Origin of the sequence: Pseudoalteromonas sp. S2721 (assembly GCF_005887425.1) — a bacterium.
In the GTDB taxonomy this organism is placed as follows: Bacteria; Pseudomonadota; Gammaproteobacteria; order Enterobacterales; family Alteromonadaceae; genus Pseudoalteromonas; species Pseudoalteromonas simplex.
Genome location: NZ_PNCZ01000008.1, coordinates 69,802 through 93,345 on the forward strand (window position 1 = coordinate 69,802; position 23,544 = coordinate 93,345).

Here is a 23,544-nt window from a genome sequence, read left to right on the forward strand (position 1 = left end):
TATGAAACTTAGTTCACTTACTAATCAGGACTGCAGCAAAGCTGCGGTCCTTTTTAATAGCAAAAAAAGAATTCTTGAGTATATTAGCGAGTTAGCTCACCAGCAGTTTCCTCATTTATCTCAACAAGATATCCTAGATGCTTTTCTGAACAGGGAAAAGTTAGGTAGTACAGGTATCGGCCGAGGAATAGCTATTCCCCACGGTCGAATGAGTGGTGCTGATGAACCTCATGCATTTATTATTGTCAGTGAATCTCCCATCAATTTTGATGCGATAGACAATCGTCCCGTTGATATTTTTGTGGCACTCATCGTACCAGATGGCGATTGCCAGTTGCACTTGAAGACCTTGTCAACAATTGCTGATAGACTTAAAGATAAAGATTTTTGTAAACAGTTGCGAAGTGCTACAAGCGATCAGCAACTATTTCAAGTAATTGCATCAGAGGCATAAATGGAATTAATAATTATCAGCGGTCGCTCAGGCTCGGGGAAATCGGTCGCTTTACGAGTTCTTGAAGACTTAGGCTACTACTGTGTTGATAATATTCCTGTCAACCTACTGCCTTCGCTCGTGCGAAGTGTTTCTGATAATTATGACAAAATTGCCGTCAGTATCGACGTACGTAACTTACCGAAAGAGCAGCAAGAGTTTAATGATATTCTTGAGTACCTGCCAGGTTTTGCAAACCCAACACTATTCTACCTAGATAGTGATGACCAAACCCTAATTAAGCGCTTTTCTGAAACTCGCCGTTTGCATCCATTATCGATTGATTCTTTACCGCTTGATCTTGCCATTAAACAAGAAAAAATCCTGCTTGATGTGCTGATCACCCGCGCTGACTTTATGATTGATACCACTGATTTGAGTGTTCATCAGTTAGCAGAATCAATTCGTGAAAAGATTTTAGGTAAGAAAGATAAAAAACTGATTATTACGTTTATGTCGTTTGGTTTTAAGCATGGCATTCCAAAAGAAGCTGACTACGTTTTTGATGCACGCTTTTTACCGAACCCACACTGGGAGCCTGATTTAAAGCCACTAACCGGCCTCGATCAGCCTGTCAGGGATTATTTAGCTAGCCACAGCATAGTGCAAAAATTCACTTGGCAGATTCAAACCTTTGTACAGACTTGGTTGCCACATCTAGAGCGCAACAACCGCAGTTACCTAACCATTGCAATTGGTTGTACAGGAGGCCAACACCGTTCTGTTTACTTAGCGCAAACAATTGGTGAAAGCTTTTCTAAAACTCATGCTAATGTAAAAATTCGCCACCGCGAACAAGATATCTAACTAGGCACCAACAATGCACGCTGAAGATACCTTTTTAATTCAAAACAAACTTGGCTTACATGCTCGCGCTGCGACTGTTTTAGCGCAACTAGCACTGCAATTTGATGCCAAAATTACACTTTTTCAAGATGAGAAAGAAGCTGAAGGCGACAGCGTGTTAGCGTTAATGCTCCTTGAAAGTAGTCAAGGAAAAGAGGTTCGTGTTGTATGCGAAGGTCCTGACGCTGACGCTGCATTAACGGCAATCGGCGAATTAATTGCGCAACGCTTTCACGAGCAAGAATAGCATTTGCTAAGACTTCAAGGTTTACGGTAAACTTACTTCGGATATTTAAAATTCCCTTTAAATATCCTACTTTTATATCGCTCGCTTTTCTAAATTACAAAACTCTTAATAAATTTATCGCAGTGCGACGATATCTCTGCAAATACACTACAAAGCAACTATGCTGTATTTGCATAGCCTATTTAAACTTTTTTCAGTTGTAAGGACGCCAATGCCAGAAGCCTTTGAACAAGATTACCCACTACAACAACTCAAACAAGTGACCAAGTCACTCAATAGTGGTCAATTTGTTCAAGTGCGCGGCATGTTAGCCAAAACGGCACCTTGTGATACAGCCCTTTTACTTGAGTCTTCTCCCCATAAAATTCGTCGTATGCTTTGGCAGCTGGTTGACCCAGATGTCCGTGGTGATGTTCTAGAGGAACTCTCTGAAGATGTACGTCTTGGCATTATTGCCCAGATGGAGCCTGAGCACATTGCTGCTGCTACAGAAGATATGGACGACGATGACTTAGGTGAGGTTTTACGTAGTCTTCCTGATACCGTATATCAAGACGTTGTTAGCGCGATGGACTCGCAAGATAGAGAAAGGGCAACTCAAGCGCTTTCTTATCAAGAGCGCTCAGCCGGTGCCCTGATGAACAGCGATACGGTAACCATTCGTCCAGATGTTACCCTAGATGTAGTTTTACGCTATTTACGCTTACGAGGTGAGTTACCAGAGGGTACCGATGATTTATATGTAGTTGATAAACATAACTGCTTTTTAGGGGCGCTTTCGTTAACCACGCTACTGACAAGTCCTTCTGATAAAGTTGTTCGTGATTTAATGGATGAAGACTGTGAGTCAATCCTAATCTCTATGGATGAAAGTGATGTAGCGCAACTGTTCGAGCGTCACAACTGGATTTCAGCCCCTGTTGTAGATGATAACGCTCACTTGCTTGGTCGTATTACCATCGATGATATCGTTGACGTAATCCGTGAAGATGCTGAACACAGCATGCTAAGCCTTGCTGGTCTTGACGACGAAGAAGATACCTTTGCGCCAGTACTCAAAAGCTCGCAGCGTCGCTCTATTTGGCTTGGGGTTAACTTATTAACCGCATTGCTAGCAGCAATTGTGGCAAGCTTTTTCGAAAACACCTTAGCAATCTTACCTATTTTAGCGGTACTCAATGGTATCGTTCCTTCAATGGGGGGTGTTGCGGGTAGCCAAACCCTAACTCTGGTTATTCGTGGTATAGCGGTTGGTCATATCAACCAAACCAACCAACGCTTCTTATTACTTAAGGAGTTAGCAATTGGCGCACTGAATGGCATTATTTGGTCGATATTAATTGCTGGTGTGGTTGCCCTATGGCAGTGGGACTTTAAGCTCGGCGCAGTGCTGGCCTTTGCAATGTTTATGAACCTTGTTGCCGCAGGTATTGCAGGTGCAAGCATTCCATTAATTCTTAAGAAAATGAAAATTGACCCTGCCCTCGCCGGCAGTGTGGTACTGACAACAGTAACGGATATTGTCGGTATCTTTGCCTTTTTAGGCACCGCAACCTGGCTATTGATCTGATACCAATTCACAATAATACTTAATTAAGCGAATTGGTATAAATAAAAACGGCCCTTTATGGGCCGTATTTATATCTTTTACTTTGCACGCTGCTTATTTTTACCTACTCTAGGTTTGGTATTGGCCTTTTTAAACTGGCTAAAACCGGTATGACGAGTCAGAGCTGCACGGCCTTTACCGCCCTTACCTTTAGCAGTTTTCTCGTTTCGACCTTCTTCAGGAACCAAACAATTCGGCCCTTTACCAATTAAATTCGCTTTGCCCATTTTTCTTAGTGCTTCACGAATCATCGGCCAACCAGCAGGATCGTGGTATCGTAAAATCGCTTTGTGTAAGCGACGCTGGCGTGCGCCTTTTGGAACAGGCACTTGCTCAGTATTGTTCTTAATATTGCGCAGCGAGTTCATCTCAGTGTGATAAATTGTGGTTGCATTGGCCATCGGCGATGGATAAAAGTTTTGTACTTGATCAAGCTTAAAGTCATGAGCCTTTAACCATAGCGCCATATTCACCATGTCTTCGTCTTTCGTTCCTGGGTGAGCAGAAATAAAATACGGGATCAAATACTGCTTTTTACCCGCTTCTTTTGAGTATTTATCAAATAGCTCTTTAAACTTATCGTAAGCTCCCATGCCCGGCTTCATCATCTTAGATAATGGACCATCTTCAGTGTGCTCAGGGGCAATTTTTAAGTACCCGCCTACGTGATGGGTAACCAACTCTTTTACGTAGCGAGGGTCTTCTACGGCTAAGTCATAACGTACGCCAGACGCGATCAAGATTTTCTTCACACCTTTTACATCTCGAGCTTTTTTATAAAGCTCAATCGTTGGGGTGTGATCCGTGTCCATGTGCTTACAGATATCAGGATAAACACATGATAAACGACGACACGTGCTCTCTGCCTTTTTGCTCTTACAGCGCAACTTATACATATTCGCGGTCGGTCCGCCTAAGTCAGAAATAACCCCAGTGAAGCCCGGTACTCTGTCACGAATTTGCTCAATTTCATCAATAATTGATTGCTCAGAACGGCTTTGAATAATACGTCCTTCATGTTCTGTTATTGAACAGAAAGAACAACCACCAAAGCAGCCTCGCATGATGTTCACCGAGGTTTTAATCATTTCATAAGCTGGGATTTTTTCATCGCCGTAGCTTGGGTGCGGAATACGCTGATATGGCAAACCAAATACGCCATCCATTTCTTCAGTTTCAAGCGGAAATGCAGGCGGATTTACCCAAATAGAGCGGTCGCCATGGCGTTGAAATAACGCACGCGCACAACCTGGGTTTGTTTCTTGGTGCAAAATACGCGAGGCGTGAGCATAAAGCGGTTTATTCACACTTACTTGCTCATATGCTGGTAGCTTAACGTAGGTCTTTTCCCATGGCTTAGGACGAGCAGGCTGAATCGTGATTGGCTTAGCCGCCTCGGCACTTAAATCAATACCTGCTTTTTTAAATTCAGATTTACTACAACCCACATCATCTGCGCCATACGGGTTTGGAATTGGATCAATCTTACCGATTTTATCTATTGCAGTTGAGTCACTACCACGCCAACCCGGTAATGGTTCTTTACGAATAACCGCAGTACCACGAATATCTTGAATTGTCTCAACCGACTCACCCGCAGCAATACGGTGGGCAACTTCAACAAGTGGGCGCTCAGCGTTACCGTAAATTAAAATGTCAGCTTTAGCATCAAACAATACACTACGGCGTACTTTTTCTTGCCAATAATCATAATGAGCAATACGGCGTAAACTCGCCTCAATACCACCAATGATCAGTGGCACATCTTTATAAGCTTCGCGACAGCGTTGGCTGTATACAACTACCGCACGGTCAGGACGTTTACCGCCTATGTTACCCGGCGTATAAGCGTCATCATGACGCATACGCTTTTCAGCAGTATAACGGTTGATCATCGAGTCCATATTACCCGCTGTAACACCAAAGAATAAGTTAGGCTTACCTAACGCCATAAAGGCATCTTTTGAGTTCCAGTCAGGCTGCGCAATAATACCCACACGAAAACCCTGTGACTCAAGCATACGCCCAATCACAGCCATACCGAAGCTTGGGTGATCTACATACGCATCACCACTTACAATGATCACGTCACAGCTATCCCAGCCTAACGCGTCCATTTCTGCACGAGTGGTTGGTAAAAATGGCGCCGTGCCATAGCATTCAGCCCAATATTTAGGGTAAGAAAACAGGCCTCGCTCGGCTTTTAATGCGCTCATAAAGTGTACTCTGCTAACAAAGGGGCGAATTATACCTCAGTCTTATAGATTATTATAGAAAACAAAACGCCCTTCACATGGGAGGGCGCTGTTTAATTTGTATGCACTGACTGGAACTGGCTATTGCTTAGCTTGCAGGTAAGTAATTAACTCTTTTTCTGGCATAGGCTTAGCGTACATGAAGCCTTGCACTTCATCACAGCCAAGCTGAGCTAAATAATCTGCTTGCGCTTGTGTTTCAACCCCTTCTGCAATGGTTTTTAAGCCTAACCTTGCGCCAAGAGAAATAATTAACGCAGCAATCGCCTGACAATCTTGACCAGGTAAATCTTTGATAAAGTCGCGATCAATTTTTAGTCTGTCTAATGGTAGTTTTTGCAAATAGCTTAACGACGAGAAGCCAGTACCAAAGTCATCAATTGCAATCTCAATACCAAACTCTTTAAGTTCTTTTAATGTGGTGATCACATTAGCTAGCTCATCCATAACCACGCTTTCGGTCACTTCGAGTTCAATAAACTGCGGTTTTACATCGTATTTAATAAGCGTGTCTTTTACTTGTTGAGCATAGCCTTTAACTTTAAACTGCGGTACTGAAACATTTACGGCAATACTGATTGCAAAGCCCATTGCTTCAAGGCGCTTTTGCTGCATACATGCTTGCTCTAGCACCCATTGCCCTATATCAACAATTAAACCAGCATCTTCAGCCATCGGAACGAAAATCGCTGGTGAAATATACTGACCATTACCTGATGGCCAACGCAGTAGCGCTTCACAACCTATGATTTCTAGAGTATTTAAATCAAGTTGCGGCTGAAACCAAACCTCTAATTTACGTTGTTCGAAGTCTTGACGAAGCTGTCTAATGATCCCTAAACGCCAAGCCATTTTCTCTTCCATGTCTGGGGTATAAGTCACCACCGTTTCAGCAGATTGTTTTTTAGCTTGGTTTAAAGCAATGTAACCTAGTTTTAAAGTCTCGATCCCTGCTTGCTGAAAGTCACCTTGATAACATAAGCCAATGTTAAAGTTGATTGGCAAAATATGCTCGCCAGCATTAAATGGTAAACTTAAATGCTCACGAAGTAACTCAATATCGCATTTATCAGCAGCCAACAACAAACCGAAAACATCTGCACCAATGCGCGAGATAAGCTCTGCATTAGGGTATTCTTGTTGTAGCCTATCAACAATTGCATTTAGTAATAAATTACCGATTTCTTGCCCTAAGCCATTGTTGATATCAGAGAATTGCGAAACATCAATTAGTAAAAAGACAAAGTCATTTTTGCCCGGCTGGTAATAGCGCTCCACCTTATTCATAAAATCGTTACGATTCGATAAACCAGTTAATACATCTTTATAAGCTGCATCACGTAAACGGTTGAATAATCGAACATTATCAAGACCTACACTGACGTTCGTTAAGAATATCTCTGCAAATTGCAGTTGTGAAGGACTTGGCGTGTGCTCAGTTTCAAGGTAAATAGCTGCTTGGCGGTTTTTGCTTTTTAATAAATACGTACTGTCTACATCTGTATGCTGATGTTCACCTTGGGCTAGGCAGTTATTGACTTGCATGATAATACGGCCATCATCAAGTTGTTCAATGCCTTGACCTATAAACTCATTGTATTCAGCGCAGCCACCTAGCACATAAACCTGATTGTCATCTTCAATTGAGCCGCACAATAGCCCTTGTGGTTCGCAATCTAAAATAATCGAAAGCTGCTTAATAACCGCCATCGAAAACGCTTTAATATCAGTAAAACCAAGAATTGCCTTAGATGCATACAAAATATTATTTAAAGCACGGCTTTGAAATTCGAGCTGACAAACTTGTTCATAAGAGCGAATTGCTGTTACTAGGGCTGTGATAAGTTTACTACGTGTTAGTTCTGTTTTTGTTTTGTAGTCGTTGATATCGTATTCACGGATCACTTTTTCTTCAGGTGCATAGCCTGGTTGACCGGTACGTAAAATAATCCGCACATTGTGATTATTGAGGCACTCTCGTACCTGCTTTACAACTTGCAGGCCAGCATCATCTGATTCCATAACCACATCAAGTAAAATTACCGAAATGGAATGGTTACTTTTAAGTAATTCGAGCGCTTCTGAACCTGAATAGGCGTGGTGGAATCGTAAGCCTTTATCCCAGAACTCAACGCCAGAAAGCGCTAACTTAGTCACTGAATGTATCTCAGGATCGTCGTCGACTATTAATACGTCCCAAAACTCAGAGACAGTCTCTTCAACAAGCTGCTCCTCATCTTGGTCACTAAACAAAAAGTCGTTACTTTCTGATGCCATTAATAATTCCTTAGAGCAACCCTAGTAAAAATACCAACATTTTACAGTGATGCATAAAATTCTCTCAGTCACTTAACTATGATACATTTATCAGAACATATATAGTCATATCAGATAAATTATAGCCTAGGTTACGTATAATGTTATGAAAGATATAAAACTATTGCCCGAGGTAAAATGATAAAATTTTTTATTTTAACTCTAAAAGCCCTATTTCTCAGTGCGCTAGTTATGCTTGTCGTTGGGCTATTACTTTCTCAACGCTATACGGTTCATAAATCAATACAGGTCACTGCTAGCAGCTCAGAAATAGCGAAACTAGTCGGTGACTTTAATCAATGGCATAAATGGCAACCATGGAAAAGCGTAGATCCCAGCATCAAGTTTACGGTTTTAGAGCCAAGCCAAGGCGTTGGGGCACACCAATTTTGGCAAAGCCGTTTCGGCGATGGCGAAATGACAATAACACAACAGAATAATGAACAACTTACTTTTAATATTTTATTTAATAAAGAGCATATAGCCCAAGGAACGATCCAATTTACAGGTGCTGGTAATGAAATAAATATTGAGTGCTCGTTACAAGGTGAAGTAAATACTCCTATCATTGGTGGCTACCTTGCATTATTAAGCCAGTATATTCTCAACAACACAGTTAAACTGGCGCTCAATAACATCAAAACCCATGCGCAGTTAGCAACAACAAACAAGGCTATTGCTCCCAATGACAGTGAAAGCGGCTCAAGCGAGAGTTAATCTTGCTAATATTATAGAAAATCAACTTGGCTACCCGATTCATAAGGCATCATCGGCTAAGATTAACCATGCGAGCGATGATAGCTACTCGGCACAAGGTCAGCAGCAATTAGCCTATCAGATTAAAGCGCAAGCAAGCTTATTGGAGCGCGCCCACACTCGCCAAGAAATTCAATTTATTAAACGCCAAGAAAACATTGAAACCATCATGGCGATGGCTATGGCGTTTTGCCCGGATGTCACGGGTCAACAACAGCCCGATTTTGATTGGATAGAGCGATTTATAAGTTTATGTGAAGACACAGCTAATTCCTCAATGCAAAAGCTGTGGGCAAAAATTTTAGCAGGTGAAACAGTATCGCCAGGCACCTTTTCGATTAAAAGCCTACAAACCCTTAAACACATGACTCAACGTGAAGCTGATGCTCTTCAGCGCTGTACATCATTGTGTGGATTCAACGAAAAAGACAACAGCCACTTAATTTTACTCGGCTTTTACAAGAAACCCTCGCTGTTTGATTTACTTAGAAAAGGTAATAAGGTGTCATTTAACTTAGGGAAAACCCCTGTTAGCTTTCCTGACATTCTGACCCTAATGGATATTAACTTACTGTATCGAAAAGAAATCGAATCGGCGGTTTTAAAAGCTGGTCAAGAACTAATACTGAGCTTTATGAATCAACGCTTGGTTTTAAAAGCAAAAAGTAATGACTTAGTACTCAGTTACTATAAATTTACCCAGACTGGTGACGAGTTAAGAAAGCTAATCGCATCACCAATAAACAAAGCTTATAAGCAAATACTGGCAACATCATTAGAAGATGAATTTGAAGTTAGCTGGCAAGCTTTAAAGTAAAGCCGCCAGCTAAAAATAAATCGAAAAATTCGATTAGAAATGAACTTGAATACCTGCAAACGGGCCCGATGCATCTAAATCTGTGTAGATATCATCAATATCATCAAGCTCTAACGTCATTGAGCGGTAACCCGCTTTAATATCCATATCGATTGCTAAGTTATCAAGTAAAGCGTATGCAATACCCGCTTGGTAATCTTGGACTTTACTATCGTCGATAGCCAGTAGGCTACCTTCAAAGAAAACGCTTAAACCCGTTAATGGTAAACCAACTTCAGCACGGCCATACACTAAAGGTACGAAACCAGAAAAATCAACACGCTCAGTCGTGTTTTGGCCACCTTCTTGAGATGTACCAGTCACAACAATTTCACCATCAAATTGTTTAGCATTTACACCTAAATCAATTGAAACCAAATCATTATCAAAGATTTCGTAGTATAGAATGTAGTCGACATGCGATAAATCACTCACAGTGCCTACTTGTGTGCCTACAACGTAATCAGAACCACCAAAACTAAACGTTTCATCAAGTGTTGTATCACCATTTAACTCAAGTTCAGTGTATTTTAGTTTAATGTTTGGTATTAACGGCACTGGGTGCTCAAGTGCTGCGTAGTAGCTCGTGAACGTTTCATCATCAAATTTAAAGCTTTGTAGATTTCCATCTTGAGCAAAACTACCACTGTTATCTGATTGCCAACCATCAACACCTAGGTATAAACCTAATAATGTATCAGCTTGTGCTGTTGGAGCTAAACAGGCCATTGAAAGGGCAGCTGCTAAACAGTACTTTTTCATCATTTTATCCTTGCGCTAAAAGTTCGCTAAGTTCAATTAGAGCCGCATTGGCTCGAGAAATATAATTCGCCATGACCAGTGAGTGGTTAGCTACAAAGCCAAAGCCACTGCCATTTAAGATCATTGGGCTCCACACTGTTTCTTGCGTAGCCTCTAATTCACGAATAATTTGTTGCAGACTAACACGAGCGTTTTTCTTTTCTAAGACATCGGCAAAATCATATTCAACCGCTTGCAAAAAGTGTAGTAATGCCCACGTTGCACCACGCGATTCATAAAACACATCATCAATTTGCCACCAAGATGTTTTCACTTGGTTCTGTAAAGGAGCATAAGTTGCTTGATGAGCCGCGGTATCACCTGCTAAATCTGTATTCAAACGATCTTGACCAACACTTGCACTTAAACGCTGGCTCAAGCTGCCAAGACGTTTTTCTGCTTCTTTTAGCCAGCCACGTAAGTTATCTGCACGCGCATAAAATTGACTATCACGATCGTTCTGATCGGCAATTTGAGTGCGGTACACAACGAGTAAATCAATGCCTTTTTGATACTCAGTTTCAGCACTTGGCCATGCCCATGCTACCGAGCTAATATTAAATTGCGGTTGTGCTTTTTTTAACGCTTCGTGTTCAGTTGATTGAGACTGCGAACGGCTGAAATCTTTACGCATCGACAAGACTAAATCGCGGGTCATTTCAAGCGCGCCATATTCCCACGCAGGCATGTTATCCATCATTACGCTCGGTGGCATCATATCGTTAGATAAATAGCCGCCAGGCTTATTTAATAATGTACTTGCTACATTGATCAACGTTGTGGTTGTTGTATAGCCTGTTACAAACTTTTCACCACGCATCTGCGCTTCTTGTTTAGCCTTACTTACAACATCCATACGAGCTGGTTCACTACTCCAGTAAACAGCAATCGCGTAAAAAATAATTAATATAATAAGTAATGCACTGGCTATTTTTCCTTTATGCTCAGACATAATATCTCCTAGTGATGTGAGTGCCCTTTACTTTTTTGTGATGCCTGTTCAGACATTTCTTGTAAAGACACAACTTTAGCTTGAGTAAAAACTCGATTGCCGTCATTAAAATATAGCGTGAGTTTGCGCTCTTGCCCTGCTTTTAGCTGCTCTTCAGGTTCAAACACCATTAAGTGATAACCACCTGGTTTAAATTCAACACTGCTGTGACCATCAATTTTTAATGATAAAACCTGTTCCATTTTCATCATGCCATCAACATGAGTATGTTGATGAATTTCAACACGACCTAAACCATCAAGCTCTGCTTTAGTTAACACTGCTGCGTGTTCACTTGGGTTAGTAATGGTCAAATAAGCAACACTTGCTTTACTGGCTGGTAAAAATTCACGTACCTGCGCGTTACTTACAGTAACTTCGGCAACATCGCTGTGGTCATGACCACTATGGGCAGATGAAAAAGTACTAAAGAATAAGCTTGCGGTAAGAAAAGAGAATGCGGGCCACAGTTTCATTATGTTTTAATCCTTGTTAAGACATTAACTTACCCGCTAAATTTAGCATATTTTATGTATTAAGGCAGTTTATTCGTACCTTAAGCTGGCGATTTTTTGTTATCGGCAATCAACCAGCATAATGCCGCGATAAGTAAAAGTGGCCATGCAATCATTACTGAGCCAAACAAAAACGCAAGTACAACACCAATCAGAGCAACAACACCCGCACCAAGTAGGCCAATGGTAAATAGCGCCACACCTGCAACAACGGCAATGACTGCCACTATTGCACCGATGACTTCAAGCCCAGCCCAACTCATGTCAGCAATTGACAATGGTAATTGCCATGAGTCAAAGGATACAAATGAAACTGCATCAGTGCATAGTAATAACATTGCCAAAATGATGATAGCTAACGTTTTCATGCTCTACTCCTAGTAACCTTTCACTGGTAAAGTGCAATGAGCCACTAAATAACCCACGCCGATTAACAGCGGCATTTGAATAAGTAATATGATCATGACCAAGCGTGTTGACCATACCGGGAATCCCAAGCGCGCAGCGAGTCCGCTACACACACCCGAGATCTTTTTGTTACTTAGATCACGGTACCAACGTGTCGATGTGTGATAAGTATTCATCATTAACCTCCTAAGCCGACTGCTTCATCGTTGCTTTTAAATCTGCAAGCTCTTTATCGATAGCCTCATCTTTCTCAAGGGCTGCGATTTGTGCTGCTGTTGAATTTGCAGCATCACCTTGTGTAAGTTCATACGCTTCCACTTGCGACTCAATGTTTTCAACGCGCTGCTCTAAGTAGTCAAAACGTGCTAATGCATCTTCAACTTTACTGCTATGCAGCTGCTCTTTTACTTTTAAGCGTGCTGTAACAACGCGTTCTTTTTGCATGTAAGTCAGCTGTTTGGCTTTTGCATCTGCAAGCTTGTTTTGTAAACGCTGACAATCCTCTGTCAATTTAGCGAGTGAATCTGCCACTTTATCCATTTCAGCTTGTTGTGCTTCGATTTCTGTCGTTAAACGCTGCTTTTCAACTAATGCTGCTTTGGCAAGATCATCACGATCTTTACTCAACGCTTTTTCTGCTTTCGCTTGCCAATCTGCTACTTTCGCTTGTTTCGCTGCAATTTCACGCTTCATTTGTTTTTCTTGCGTTAAAAATGTTGCAGCGGTTGCACGGCATTCTGTCAGGGCATCCTGCATTTCTTGCACGAGTAGATTAAGTAACTTTTCAGGATCTTCAGCTTTGTCTAATGCTGCAGAAAGGTTTGCCTGAATAATGTCATTTACACGATTTAATACACCCATGTGACTCTCCTGTTGATTATTGGGTTAATACAGCTAGGAGATTCCAATTCTTGTGCCAACTAACGAATAAAATAAATTTATTATTTATATACAATTAGTTAGATTAATTAAATTTAGATTCAGGCTGACTAGTGACTGAATGAAAAATAACTAATTTGACTAAATAATTAACTTTTTCACTAAATTTTAGGATCAAAAAAAGCCACAAAATGTGGCTTTTAAATAGGCTATTTTTAATAGGCTTTGTGATTAGGCTTCTGGGACAAAACTTAAAGCTTTATCCATAACAGATAAATCGGCCGCTTTACCATGGCCTTTTTCTGAAAGGTGGCGTCTGAAACCACGCGCACCAGGTTGGCCTTGGAAAATCCCCAACATATGGCGAGCAATATGCCAAAAGTTAGCGCCTTTGCTCATTTCATCTTCAATATAGTCATACATCGAGCGTACAACCTGATGACGACTTAGCGTAAAGGCTTCATCACCATAAATATTTTCGTCGACCTCAGACAAAATAAACGGATTACTATACGCCTCACGACCAATCATGATGCCATCAACATAATCAAGGTGAGCCACACTATCAGCAATTGTTTTCACGCCACCATTTAAGCTTAAGTGCAGTTGCGGATAATCTTTCTTCAACTGATAAACGCGCGGGTAATCCAGAGGTGGGATCTCACGATTCTCTTTTGGGCTTAAGCCATTTAACCACGCTTTACGCGCATGAATAATAAAGTCATCGCAACCAACATCATGACTCGCTTCAATTAAAGCACATAAAAACTCATACGAGTCTTGCTCATCAATACCAATGCGCGTTTTAACTGTAACAGGAATAGTCACTTCGGCCTTCATTGCAGCAACGCAGTCAGCAACCAGTTTAGGCTCAGCCATTAAACAAGCACCAAAACGACCATTTTGCACACGGTCAGACGGACAGCCAACATTTAAATTTACTTCATGATAACCGCGCTCTGCTGCTAACTTTGCACACTTAGCCAACGCTTCAGGATCTGAGCCACCAAGTTGCAATGCCACTGGGCCTTCATGCTCATTAAAATGTAAGTAATCGCCCTTACCAAATAATATAGCGCCGGTTGTCACCATCTCAGTGTAAAGCACAGCATGCTTAGTCATTTTGCGGTGAAAGGTTCGACAGTGACGATCAGTCCAATCTAACATGGGTGCCACGGAAAATTTTCTATCTAATGTATTCGACTGCGGCGCAGGGTTTTTCATTAATTTACCTTATACATCAACAATTTAAAGCTTGATAACAGGTTGGTTATCTTTCATTATTCTTCACGTTATTTAGATATTTTAACAAGTTCGGTCTCCCTATGGTCTCCCAAGGAACCGAGTAAAGAACGAATTAAGGCACCTGCACAATGAATGTTTATTATATAAAAAACCAACCAATTGATCATGAACAATCGGCTTGTCAGGCAAAGATAATTTTATAGGTAATATTATGTCCTCACATTACGTTGAAAAACGAAAGCGCGCCGATGGAACAACGAAGTACCGTTGCAAGGTTGTAGTAAAAGAAAAAGGCAAAGTTATACATCAGGAAAGTAAAACTTTTGATAAAAAAGCCAGTGCTGATACGTGGGGAAAACGTCGCTCTAATGAAATAGATTTAAATGGCCTTTCCAGACCCATAGAGTACATAAAAATTAACGACCTTATCGATCGTTACTTAACAGATCCAAAAATAGCACCCAACGTAAAGCGGACTAAGGGTGCTTGCCTAACCATGCTTAAAAGCTACGGCATTGCTAAGCTATATGCTCATGACCTTAAATCATCAGATGTTATTGAGCATTGTCATCAGCGAATAAGTTCTGGTGCCAAGCCTGCAACTGTTGCCCATGACTACTTTTATTTAAAGTCAGTCTTTAAAGCTGCAAAACCTTTCTGGGGTATGGAGATCACTGAACAGCCTTATGTTGATGCGAAACCTATTTTAGAGCAGATGAACTTAATTGGAAAAAGCCAAAGAAGGACACGTCGTTTAAAGAAAGGTGAATATGAGGCGCTTGAACAAGGCTTAAAGATCAGAGAAGAGCACCGCTCTGCACATATTCCTTTTGTCGATATATTTCAATTCAGTATTTTAACTTGCATGCGTTTAGGCGAAGTAACCAGCCTGAAATGGGACGATTTAGATAACGATACAAGAACTATTTTGTGTAGAGATCGAAAAGATCCTCGCAAAAAAGAGGGTAATCATATGCGAGTCCCCCTTTTAGGCGAAGCCTATAGCATAGCAATTAGACAGCCCAAAAAAGGAGAATTAATTTTCCCTTACAACCCAAAATCTATTGGTTCAGGTTTTCGCAACGTTCGAAAGAAGCTAGGTATCAAAGAGCTAACTTATCATGATTTAAGGCGAGAGGGAGCAAGTCGTCTATTTGAGAGAGGCTACCGTATTGAAGAGGTCGCTCAAGTGACAGGTCATAAAGACTTAAAAGTATTATGGAATGTCTATACAGCACTAAATCCTGAAAACTTACATAGGGATATGTAGTGGTTCAGACTCGAGTAATTACAGCACTAGATGGACGCAAGGATGCGGAGTTAAAATTTAACGTTAATGCGTCACCGATCAAAAATCTATGAATGAATGGTTTCAGCAGAGAGATTCGTCACTTGTTTAGAATGCTATGCGACCATTTACAAACTCTTACTCCTCAATCATACTATTTATCTTAATCGAGACTAAAGAAATATTCAGTGCAATCACATATGTTGTGAGCGCAGGGTATCGCTGTCTCTGTTGCTCGCGATTTATAAAACGAAAAAAGGATAAAAAATGCGACGCAGCAGAAAAAAAATGCTCGAGGGGCAAGTACCCAAACTCTACTCAGATAGAATTACTATACGCGTACCAGAATTCATATTACAGTATGTTGAACAAAGTGTGCAAGATTCGGGTATTAGCCGAAATCGTTGGTTGTCGGATGCAGTTATCGCGTTTAATGACATAATAACATTCGCCGAAACTCCTTTCCCATTGACTGAGAATCAGACAAACGAATATCTATACAGTCTTGTAAAAAGAACCCAACTCTCCTTTTTAAAAAGAGATGAATCACTACCCATACGCTTTACTGAGAACGCAGAAGATGCTGCTAATAAAATTGCTTGGCGGTACAAAACGCAGCTGGATGAGGGCGAAAGCTTGCCTCAAAACATTAGAGGTACGCTATTGCTTGTTATTCTTATCGAGCACATGCTTAGGCATAACACTCAGGAAAAAATCAGCTCAGTAGCGTAGGGCTTTATTAAAACGAAAAGCGACCCTTTCAATCAGTTTCTTTTCGTGCAACTAGCTTTCAACAGAGCAAGTACTTACTTGCTCTGATTACTGAAAGAATCACCTTGCTATGACCATAGAGTATATGTTAGAAATTACAGCACGCTTCCCCATGCCTCATGATATCTTCTTGAATCGAGTGAAGGTCTAACTTTGCGTAGACGCTACGTACCGTTTCTTCCTTATCATTTAATAATATTGATAACCCAGCGTAGTCTTGGCGATTTTTAGATAAATAATAAGTCGCAGCAAAATGCCTTAAAGCATGAGGGTTAATCCCCTTTACGATCCAGTCCCGTTCAGGCCATATTAACTGAATTACACGATAAGTCTGTTCCGACATATTAACTCGTAAGCCGCCACGGCTGTTTATGCCATTCCAGATAAATAACCTATTGTCCATACCATGGTAATGAAGCGTTCTTTGCTCAATGAACTCATTAATTTTGTCGCTTAGCGCTATAGGTAATTTGTTTTCAATGCCTTTAGCATGTTTGCCAAGGTGAGCTCTATTTTTAACGAGCGGCAAAGGAATAAAGGTACTATAACTACCATCGGCATTTGATATCAGAGCAGCGGCTTTAGAATTGGCAGCTTCTTCAACTGTTCTGTATGGTTCAGCGATTAAGTCTTCAAAATTACTAATTCTAAGTGGATTAACCAAAGCAATCCTCATCGCTAATGCAATAGACAAATACCTTAGTCGGTCGTCCCCATTACTACATGGTTCATAAGCTAACTCTTCAAACTTTCTAACTATTTTTTGATATTCTATGACCCCATCTTCAACGCCGCCTTGAAGGCCTTTATTAGCACGGTAATTCGTATCGATTAACCATTTGATATTACGATTCCCGTCACTAGGGTTAGCCTCGCCACTAGAATTAACTAGTGTTATCAAGCCCTCCACTTTACTTACCAGTTTACTAATATCAAAACAGTATTCTTGTAAAGTTTTAGCTGGAGAGTTCGGGATAAAGTAGAACATTGGTAAGTAAGGGACTAACGAAATATTTGGAGATTTAATTAATACCAGCAGCTTCATTAGGCATTTCTTTGCTTGCTTATGATTGTCACCGCCTAGAAATTCATACTCTACTATACCCTTTACCTTGAGAGCACGGCGCTGGTTATACTCAGCTTGATTAATAATATCATTATGGCTATTAACCCAGACGCCATTAGTATGGTAATCATAAAAAAGCTGCAAATTACGCCCGTTCAATAGCATGGATAAATCAAATTCTTCTATTGACTGTATTAGCCCGCACTTAACAAACGTAGTCGAAAAATTACGCAAGATATTGCGCCAAATCTCAACCGTCGGCGTATCTCCACGACCATTAGTACTCCAATACTTCTTAGGTGATTTGAACTGAGCGGTGCTTAAAAAGTTATTCGCTAGTTGCATATGATGGTGGGTTTCAAGAATCTCATCAACTGTCATTGGTTGCATGAAATAGCTAGCTAAAGTCATAAAGTGTTTTTCAGCGTTTTTCCCTAAGTCTAATAACTCACTCGGCTTCTTCGTTCCATTGGGACAAGACTTGCGTTGTGATATATGGATCATTTTAGGTATGAAGCGAGTAATAAGCCCCTCTGGCAGCGTGAAATGCGCCTCTACCTTAGCCCATCCATTAATAATATTCTCAGCTGCTTTACCATGTGTTTTAGTAGTAAAATTTTTAATTCTTTTTTCACGAACTCGAGCAAAATGGTTTTTCGAAAGACAATCCTGTGTGATAACAGAAAAAGCAGCGTCCTTGTCCCGATATGTTAAATCCGGAAAGTAGTGTTCCCCTAACGCATTATATATATCATGAAGCTCTGTGAGCTTTTTAAGCTCATCAATATTTATAGGCTCTATAGCCGCCGCCTTTAAAATGCTTTGAGAGTTAAACCTAGCAAATTTATGCTTAATCGGAATTAGCGCCTCACTGGCCTTATTTAGCATTGATGCCTTTACTCTTGCCGTCCCAACTTTTGCTGAATTGCCACCAGCTTTATCAATAAGGTATTCTTGAAACGCTTTTTTAGAATTTCTGTAATGATGTCCCAATAGCGCTTTCAACGGGTTATCACATACACCAGATTCAACAAAATCTTTAGCCGATTTTAAAATTGCCACAGCTTTATCTTCACCAATAAGAGCTGCCTCAAGTTCGAGTAGCATTGTTTGATTCATGTCTTTCTGTAACGAATTAGAGTGCATTACTACTTACCTTAAATATGAGTTAATATTTGACTAGGAACTCCCCCCTTTCCTAACCACTAATGCTACACGCAGATAACTAGCCTTTTGCTTTATGAAAAACTAAATTTATACACATAACCCTTTAAAATTAGCACACAGACTCACTTACCCACAACTACAGATTCAATTTAACTATATGATAAAAAACGACATTTTTAGTTTCATTTATACTGTAATAAGCTGCAGCGCAGTCAATTACGTTAAATATAAAACACTTAGAAAAAGCTAAAAATAATTTCAGTTCTTTAGCTTATAGCTGTAAAAAATTAATAGTTAAGCATGTTTTTATTAGTTTTATAAAAAGCCCCATCACTTTACTGGTGACTGTATTTTAAATGGTAATGCTATGATTCAGTTGATATAACCATCTATACAGATATACTATTAACCCGTAGCCAAAGTTGACGCATTTCTTAGAAATTCGACTTGGTGAATGTTTCTCCAGTCATATAGGCCGTAACCCAGATTGTGTTGCGATAACCTGAGATTCATTAGCCTCCTTCAACATACCTGTCTAGCACTTTCCTTTGACTACAAAACTCTTAGTTTTGATTTGGCTCATTGAGAGCTTTAACGATTTAGGAAAGGTTATGAATACAGTATTTATGCTACTTGCTCAATTTGAAGAAACCATTATCCCTTTGGGCAAGATTTGTGATGAGTATTTTGGTTGTTCGCTCCGTACAGCTATGAACAAAGCCAAAGCAGAAGAACTGCCAATTCCTACATTTAAAATAGGAAGCTCGGCAAAAGCGCCATATTACATTCACTTAAATGATCTAGCTGAGTATATTGATGCTCAAAGGGCTAAAGCTAAAGAAGAATGGTGTAAAGTAAACACATAGCTAGATAGTAGGTCAGTTGCCTTTTGGGTGGCTGACGATACTAAGAAGCATTAGTCCATCAGACATAACAATTTTAAACTCCTTAAATAAAAAAACTAACCTATTATTTTGATATTTAGCAAAATCCCCTGCGTTAGAGGGAGAAACAAAGATCAGTATTTTTACAATAAAATTAACCACTTGAGCTCTGTACTTATTTTCGTATACTTAAAAGCAAGAATGAGATTTGAGAAGAGAAACCTCATAATATTTAGCCTTCCGGTTCTGAGCCAGATACGTCTCAGAATAAACGGGCTGTCATGGGGATGGTAGGACAAGAGACGCTTGCCCATGAGAGTGCAAATGCTGTGCTGCTTAAAGCAGCTGATATTCGAGCATTGAATATCAACAAGGGGATCTATCTATAGCAGCAGTGAGATGAGTCGCAATAAAAAGTTGGATCTGATTGGGCAATGTTTATGATAACCCTTCAGTTTGGATATAGACTTTTAGCGGTGAGGCATCGCAGATAGGCGGGACTAACAAGTAAGTTTGGCTAACTTACTACCGATAAGCCTTACAGTTATGCAGACAGTTAGTGTCGTGGCATAGCCCGAATACTATTTGATAATAATTCAAATGTTTTTGGTAAGACTAAAGCTAACCTAGCAACAGGTTGGCTTTGGGTGAGTGTTGCCTAAATACTTATGATCCAACCAGCGATCATTGAATGAAAAATAAAAAACTTACCATGACAGCTTGCGCAGCAAGATGGCATGTCTTTGAAGAGCGAAGCTCATCAAAGACTACTATTGTGATCAATTCATAGAACTTTCTGTGTATTAGGACAAATGCTTCGCATTTGACCGAGGCATATAGGCCTTCGGCCAAAATTGCCTCGGGAATTGGGAATAAAAGTAATTGATCGCGGCCTAACTATTCAAGCACACCAGAAAAGTAATCAAAATTAATACAACTTTGAGTTGGAATTTGAAATATCCTTGTGACCTAGGGTCACAACTATAGCTTCGGTTTTAACTTAGCTACAAATCGTTGTACAACGATTTTAAGTAATAATAGCCACTAGAACATGCAAATTTTCTTTCAATTCCCTACACAATCAGAGCAGTCTCAATTATAGAGTCATCATTACTTTCCATACACAACACAATTGTGAACTAATAAAAGTTATCAAAGTAATGAGCTTTGACATAAACTAGCAATCTGACCTCAGGTCAGTACGTTAACCTTGGCTCTAACTAGCAACATATCGTTGTACAACGATTTTAGTCTGTAATAGCGCTTTGAACTTTCAATGATTCAGAAGCACATAGGAAGGCTGAATCTAGGCCACCAAACGAGTCGCTTAAATGATGATAAATCATGCTTTTACTCAATCAACACTTCCGTTAATTAATATCTGTCTAGGAATTTATCTCTCTTAACATAAGCTTTTAATACTGATATATTTTAGCTGTGTTCAAGGACGTTTTATCAAGGCGAAATCATCATCAATATGCCTTTATTTACAATTCATCAATGTGGCTCTCCCTGTTTGGGCATGAAACTGCATTTTCTAATTTCAATACCTCATGTGGAAACAGGAGTTTTTCATGGTTGAAACGGAGAGTTCCATAACTTCAATTCTCACTGCGTATGAGAAACAGGAAAAACGGAGGGCATTGGGTGGGATATATGCTTTGGCTGGCTTTGACTATCAATTGCGTTTCTATCTGGCCAACTTTGTCGAATCTCTCACCAACCAAGCTAATGATTTAGAGATCGCTGGTGGAGTTTTTCTTGAAGCTCTTTCAGATGTAGCCAAGCAAGATGATAATGGCCATTTAGTATGTATCCAAGTGAAACGAACCTTAACACTTGCGTCATTGAAGGATGCCGCGTCAGAGGTGCTAGCCGTAGACCAATTCCTAAAAGAACAGTACCCCAATATGCTTGGTAAGGTAAAGTTTAACCTAGTTGCCTCGCAAGGCAGTTCAGATATTCAATGGAGCGATATACCAGCAACACACAAAACCTACTCCATCATCAGCCAACTTCTCACAGAAAAGCGACTTTTATCACCCCGCATAGAACCTGATCCTTGGTGGCGTGCAATTGCTACAGTATGGCCGCATTTGAAAGACCCTTACGGCTTTATGCGCTTTGCTCTCGAAAGAGCCATAAGCAGGGGGCCTTCACCCACTGATGCACAGCGTATTCGTGACGAAATATGTGAGCGTTTTAAGCAAGGCCTTTTAGAAAAAAAATCATTGGGACAACCCCTAACACAAGCGGATTTCCAGCTGAAAGTGGAGCCCAGCACAAATTTGCAAGTTGGGCATGAAATTACATTAGCTCGACTTCGAGATCATCAGTACATGGCACAAACCCAACGCCTAAATTCTCTATATGCTAATTTACTTGAATACAAGGATGCTGCACATAGAGAACTCTCTAGTATTGTTCAAGTATTCTGGCTTAGTGGTCGTTCAGGTGCAGGCAAGAGTGTGCTACTTCTACAAACTCTTGAACAACTTGTTCACGAAGGCTTTAACGTTCTGTGGCTAAAGGGAAATTCAGAGTCACTTGAACCTGCTCTACGCGCTTTTAAAGAGGCCCATAAGCAAGACCAACCTGATTTTATTGCCATAGACGACTTATATGACCATGATGCACGAAACCGTATTGATTTAAACCGCTTAGGCGAGTTTATCGATGAGAGTGAGAACCAAAATTGGCCAATAATCCTAACCTGTGGCCCAACAGAATTTGCGGATTCTTTCGAAGAGGATGCGATTTTTCGAGGTTTTAATCTGAATCGCTACCAAATAGCCCCTCTTGCGGCTAAAGAAGCAGAAGAATTAGAGGTTTGGTATCAAAAACGTACAGGTAAGCTTCCACTAAAAGGTTCTGCATTTAATCAAGCGGCAGACGAAGATAATGGTTTGTTTATCTCATTAGCAGTTGAGCTTGCACACGGTGATCTAAAAACTTTTGCGCAACGCTTTGCTAAACGAGTGGAACTCAACGACTTAAACAAAGCGCTATGTCTCCCTTTGGCACTAAACAGGTTGTATTTGCGTGCCCCCTACGATTGGCTGACGAAAGAGGAGCATGAAAAGCTAGATACACTCAATCATGAAGGCGATTTCAATTTACTAGAAACTGCTGACGAAGGACAAATAGTTCGCCTTACTCATCCGCATCTGGCAAATGCCTTGTACCTTGCTCTACGTAAACCAGCCAACAGTGAAGCCTACACTAACGATTTGGTCGATACATTTCACCGAGCTTTAACAGAACAAAACACAGGCTTGGTGTCTCAACTTCTTCGCTTGTACTCAGGACGCGTGCAAGGTATGGCGACAGAAAGGTTAAGAATCATAAAACTTCCTAATTTGGCAATAAAATGTGCGAAGCACTGGCACAAACATTCATCAATTATATTTGATGCAGATAATTTGGCTGATATGGCCACTAGCTGGGCCTGCTGGGCAACAACCGCACCGGAAATTACCAGCACATTCAATAAGAACATTTTGTCTACAGCCCTCTCTCATTTAGGAACTGCTTACAAGGCATGGTCTATCTGTTGGCAAAACCTTGCTGATCACTACCCCAAAGATGAAGAACTGTTTTCCTGGGCCGAAGCCCACTTGCCTGATCCTTTATTCATAAAACACCCAACTTGGTCTTTTGTGTGGGAATTCTGTTTACAACATGACTCCAATAGTTTTGATATTTGGCACAAAATCGGCCTAGAGTGGTTGCAACAATCTTTATTTCGCCCTGATTGGCATTTCGTTTGGCGAAAATTATTACCTGAAAAATTATTACCTGAAAATGTCGAGCCTGATTGGGAGCAAAATCCTGTTTTAGTTTTGGGAATCCGACGCTTGCACGGAAAACAGGATGATCACGTATGGGCTTATGTGATGCAAGACCTTCTCCGGTTAGTTGAACCTAATAGTTCAACCGCAACTCAGCTTATCGAATTGGCGAAAACTTGGTTAATTGGACGTGAAGATCACGTCGGGTGGAGTTTTGTCTGGAAAGCCTTATTGGAACAGCGAGAAGCCCTGCCTGAGAGCTTGCCGTTGAGGGAATTACTTCTGATTGGAGCAACATGGTTAAATGGGCGAGAAGAGCGCGATGGGTGGGTACATGTCTGCAAAGCATTAGTACAACAC

The 23,544-nt window shown here is 40.6% G+C and carries 20 protein-coding genes; 10 read left to right on the plus strand and 10 right to left on the minus strand.

The window, feature by feature from the left end; genetic code table 11:
- Window position 1 precedes the first annotated feature (1 nt).
- The 4 genes from ptsN (at window position 2) to mgtE (ending at window position 3,156) form a co-directional block, all read left to right on the plus strand.
- Window positions 2–454, plus strand: a complete 453-nt coding sequence (gene ptsN, locus CWC02_RS03620) for a PTS IIA-like nitrogen regulatory protein PtsN (protein WP_054554157.1) — start codon at window positions 2–4, stop codon at window positions 452–454.
- On the plus strand, window positions 455–1,300 hold the full coding sequence (gene rapZ / locus CWC02_RS03625; RefSeq protein WP_138601999.1) for an RNase adapter RapZ: 846 nt from the start codon (window positions 455–457) through the stop codon (window positions 1,298–1,300).
- 13 nt (window positions 1,301–1,313) lie between these two features.
- Window positions 1,314–1,586, plus strand: coding sequence for an HPr family phosphocarrier protein (locus tag CWC02_RS03630; protein ID WP_054554155.1), 273 nt, complete (start codon window positions 1,314–1,316; stop codon window positions 1,584–1,586).
- A 211-nt stretch (window positions 1,587–1,797) separates the two neighbouring features.
- Window positions 1,798–3,156 (plus strand): magnesium transporter, encoded by a 1,359-nt coding sequence (gene mgtE / locus CWC02_RS03635; protein WP_138601996.1) that lies wholly within the window; start codon window positions 1,798–1,800, stop codon window positions 3,154–3,156.
- Window positions 3,157–3,233: 77 nt separating this feature from the next.
- Here the strand turns inward: mgtE and CWC02_RS03640 are convergent, their stop codons facing one another.
- Both CWC02_RS03640 and CWC02_RS03645 read right to left on the minus strand, forming a co-directional pair.
- On the minus strand, window positions 3,234–5,411 hold the full coding sequence (locus CWC02_RS03640; RefSeq protein ID WP_054554153.1) for a YgiQ family radical SAM protein: 2,178 nt from the start codon (window positions 5,409–5,411) through the stop codon (window positions 3,234–3,236).
- Window positions 5,412–5,531: 120 nt separating this feature from the next.
- Entirely contained in the window at window positions 5,532–7,727 is a 2,196-nt protein-coding gene (locus CWC02_RS03645) for a bifunctional diguanylate cyclase/phosphodiesterase (protein ID WP_054554152.1), read from the minus strand.
- A gap of 177 nt (window positions 7,728–7,904) precedes the next feature.
- Here CWC02_RS03645 and CWC02_RS03650 point away from each other — a divergent pair, with 177 nt between their 5' ends.
- A complete protein-coding gene (locus tag CWC02_RS03650) occupies window positions 7,905–8,483 on the plus strand; it encodes an SRPBCC family protein (RefSeq protein ID WP_138616434.1) in 579 nt (192 codons plus the stop codon).
- A complete protein-coding gene (locus CWC02_RS03655; RefSeq protein ID WP_138601923.1) occupies window positions 8,452–9,339 on the plus strand; it encodes a TIGR03899 family protein in 888 nt (295 codons plus the stop codon). Before CWC02_RS03650 ends, CWC02_RS03655 begins: the two co-directional genes overlap by 32 nt.
- 33 nt (window positions 9,340–9,372) lie before the next feature.
- Here the strand turns inward: CWC02_RS03655 and CWC02_RS03660 are convergent, their stop codons facing one another.
- From CWC02_RS03660 to dusA, 7 genes are all read right to left on the minus strand, one after another.
- Window positions 9,373–10,140, minus strand: a complete 768-nt coding sequence (locus CWC02_RS03660; protein ID WP_138601926.1) for a TIGR04219 family outer membrane beta-barrel protein — start codon at window positions 10,138–10,140, stop codon at window positions 9,373–9,375.
- 4 nt (window positions 10,141–10,144) lie between these two features.
- On the minus strand, window positions 10,145–11,131 hold the full coding sequence (locus tag CWC02_RS03665) for a DUF2333 family protein (protein WP_054554148.1): 987 nt from the start codon (window positions 11,129–11,131) through the stop codon (window positions 10,145–10,147).
- 8 nt (window positions 11,132–11,139) lie between these two features.
- The gene (locus tag CWC02_RS03670; RefSeq protein WP_138601921.1) at window positions 11,140–11,646 is read right to left on the minus strand and encodes a copper chaperone PCu(A)C; all 507 of its coding nucleotides are present in this window, start codon (window positions 11,644–11,646) and stop codon (window positions 11,140–11,142) included.
- A gap of 80 nt (window positions 11,647–11,726) precedes the next feature.
- Window positions 11,727–12,053 (minus strand): hypothetical protein, encoded by a 327-nt coding sequence (locus tag CWC02_RS03675; RefSeq protein ID WP_054554146.1) that lies wholly within the window; start codon window positions 12,051–12,053, stop codon window positions 11,727–11,729.
- Window positions 12,054–12,062: 9 nt separating this feature from the next.
- Window positions 12,063–12,269: a PspC domain-containing protein gene (locus CWC02_RS03680; protein WP_054554145.1), complete on the minus strand. Its 207-nt coding sequence runs from the start codon at window positions 12,267–12,269 to the stop codon at window positions 12,063–12,065.
- A gap of 10 nt (window positions 12,270–12,279) precedes the next feature.
- A complete protein-coding gene (locus tag CWC02_RS03685) occupies window positions 12,280–12,954 on the minus strand; it encodes a PspA/IM30 family protein (RefSeq protein WP_138616436.1) in 675 nt (224 codons plus the stop codon).
- A gap of 249 nt (window positions 12,955–13,203) precedes the next feature.
- A complete protein-coding gene (gene dusA / locus CWC02_RS03690; RefSeq protein WP_138616438.1) occupies window positions 13,204–14,196 on the minus strand; it encodes a tRNA dihydrouridine(20/20a) synthase DusA in 993 nt (330 codons plus the stop codon).
- A gap of 199 nt (window positions 14,197–14,395) precedes the next feature.
- On the opposite strand from dusA, the gene CWC02_RS03695 reads away from it, so the two are divergent.
- Both CWC02_RS03695 and CWC02_RS03700 read left to right on the plus strand, forming a co-directional pair.
- Window positions 14,396–15,487 (plus strand): site-specific integrase, encoded by a 1,092-nt coding sequence (locus tag CWC02_RS03695; protein WP_349304102.1) that lies wholly within the window; start codon window positions 14,396–14,398, stop codon window positions 15,485–15,487.
- A 285-nt stretch (window positions 15,488–15,772) separates the two neighbouring features.
- Window positions 15,773–16,237, plus strand: coding sequence for a hypothetical protein (locus CWC02_RS03700; RefSeq protein WP_138616440.1), 465 nt, complete (start codon window positions 15,773–15,775; stop codon window positions 16,235–16,237).
- Window positions 16,238–16,364: 127 nt separating this feature from the next.
- Here the strand turns inward: CWC02_RS03700 and CWC02_RS03705 are convergent, their stop codons facing one another.
- The gene (locus CWC02_RS03705) at window positions 16,365–18,488 is read right to left on the minus strand and encodes a hypothetical protein (protein WP_138616442.1); all 2,124 of its coding nucleotides are present in this window, start codon (window positions 18,486–18,488) and stop codon (window positions 16,365–16,367) included.
- Window positions 18,489–19,120: 632 nt separating this feature from the next.
- Between CWC02_RS03705 and CWC02_RS03710 the strand changes: the two genes are divergently transcribed.
- Window positions 19,121–19,375: a pyocin activator PrtN family protein gene (locus CWC02_RS03710; RefSeq protein ID WP_138616444.1), complete on the plus strand. Its 255-nt coding sequence runs from the start codon at window positions 19,121–19,123 to the stop codon at window positions 19,373–19,375.
- A gap of 1,592 nt (window positions 19,376–20,967) precedes the next feature.
- A partial coding sequence (locus tag CWC02_RS03715; protein WP_502705394.1) for a P-loop NTPase occupies window positions 20,968–23,544 on the plus strand: 2,577 nt, incomplete at its 3' end.

Bases quoted from the DNA above. Each gene is read 5' to 3' on its own strand.
- dusA (WP_138616438.1), bottom strand. From the start codon at position 14,196: ATGAAAAACCCTGCGCCGCAGTCGAATACATTAGATAGAAAATTTTCC.
- CWC02_RS03645 (WP_054554152.1), bottom strand. From the start codon at position 7,727: ATGGCATCAGAAAGTAACGACTTTTTGTTTAGTGACCAAGATGAGGAG.
- mgtE (WP_138601996.1), top strand. From the start codon at position 1,798: ATGCCAGAAGCCTTTGAACAAGATTACCCACTACAACAACTCAAACAA.
- CWC02_RS03650 (WP_138616434.1), top strand. From the start codon at position 7,905: ATGATAAAATTTTTTATTTTAACTCTAAAAGCCCTATTTCTCAGTGCG.
- ptsN (WP_054554157.1), top strand. From the start codon at position 2: ATGAAACTTAGTTCACTTACTAATCAGGACTGCAGCAAAGCTGCGGTC.
- CWC02_RS03640 (WP_054554153.1), bottom strand. From the start codon at position 5,411: ATGAGCGCATTAAAAGCCGAGCGAGGCCTGTTTTCTTACCCTAAATAT.
- CWC02_RS03660 (WP_138601926.1), bottom strand. From the start codon at position 10,140: ATGAAAAAGTACTGTTTAGCAGCTGCCCTTTCAATGGCCTGTTTAGCT.
- CWC02_RS03700 (WP_138616440.1), top strand. From the start codon at position 15,773: ATGCGACGCAGCAGAAAAAAAATGCTCGAGGGGCAAGTACCCAAACTC.
- CWC02_RS03710 (WP_138616444.1), top strand. From the start codon at position 19,121: ATGAATACAGTATTTATGCTACTTGCTCAATTTGAAGAAACCATTATC.
- CWC02_RS03675 (WP_054554146.1), bottom strand. From the start codon at position 12,053: ATGAAAACGTTAGCTATCATCATTTTGGCAATGTTATTACTATGCACT.
- CWC02_RS03680 (WP_054554145.1), bottom strand. From the start codon at position 12,269: ATGAATACTTATCACACATCGACACGTTGGTACCGTGATCTAAGTAAC.
- CWC02_RS03665 (WP_054554148.1), bottom strand. From the start codon at position 11,131: ATGTCTGAGCATAAAGGAAAAATAGCCAGTGCATTACTTATTATATTA.
- CWC02_RS03655 (WP_138601923.1), top strand. From the start codon at position 8,452: ATGACAGTGAAAGCGGCTCAAGCGAGAGTTAATCTTGCTAATATTATA.
- CWC02_RS03670 (WP_138601921.1), bottom strand. From the start codon at position 11,646: ATGAAACTGTGGCCCGCATTCTCTTTTCTTACCGCAAGCTTATTCTTT.
- rapZ (WP_138601999.1), top strand. From the start codon at position 455: ATGGAATTAATAATTATCAGCGGTCGCTCAGGCTCGGGGAAATCGGTC.
- CWC02_RS03705 (WP_138616442.1), bottom strand. From the start codon at position 18,488: ATGCACTCTAATTCGTTACAGAAAGACATGAATCAAACAATGCTACTC.
- CWC02_RS03630 (WP_054554155.1), top strand. From the start codon at position 1,314: ATGCACGCTGAAGATACCTTTTTAATTCAAAACAAACTTGGCTTACAT.
- CWC02_RS03685 (WP_138616436.1), bottom strand. From the start codon at position 12,954: ATGGGTGTATTAAATCGTGTAAATGACATTATTCAGGCAAACCTTTCT.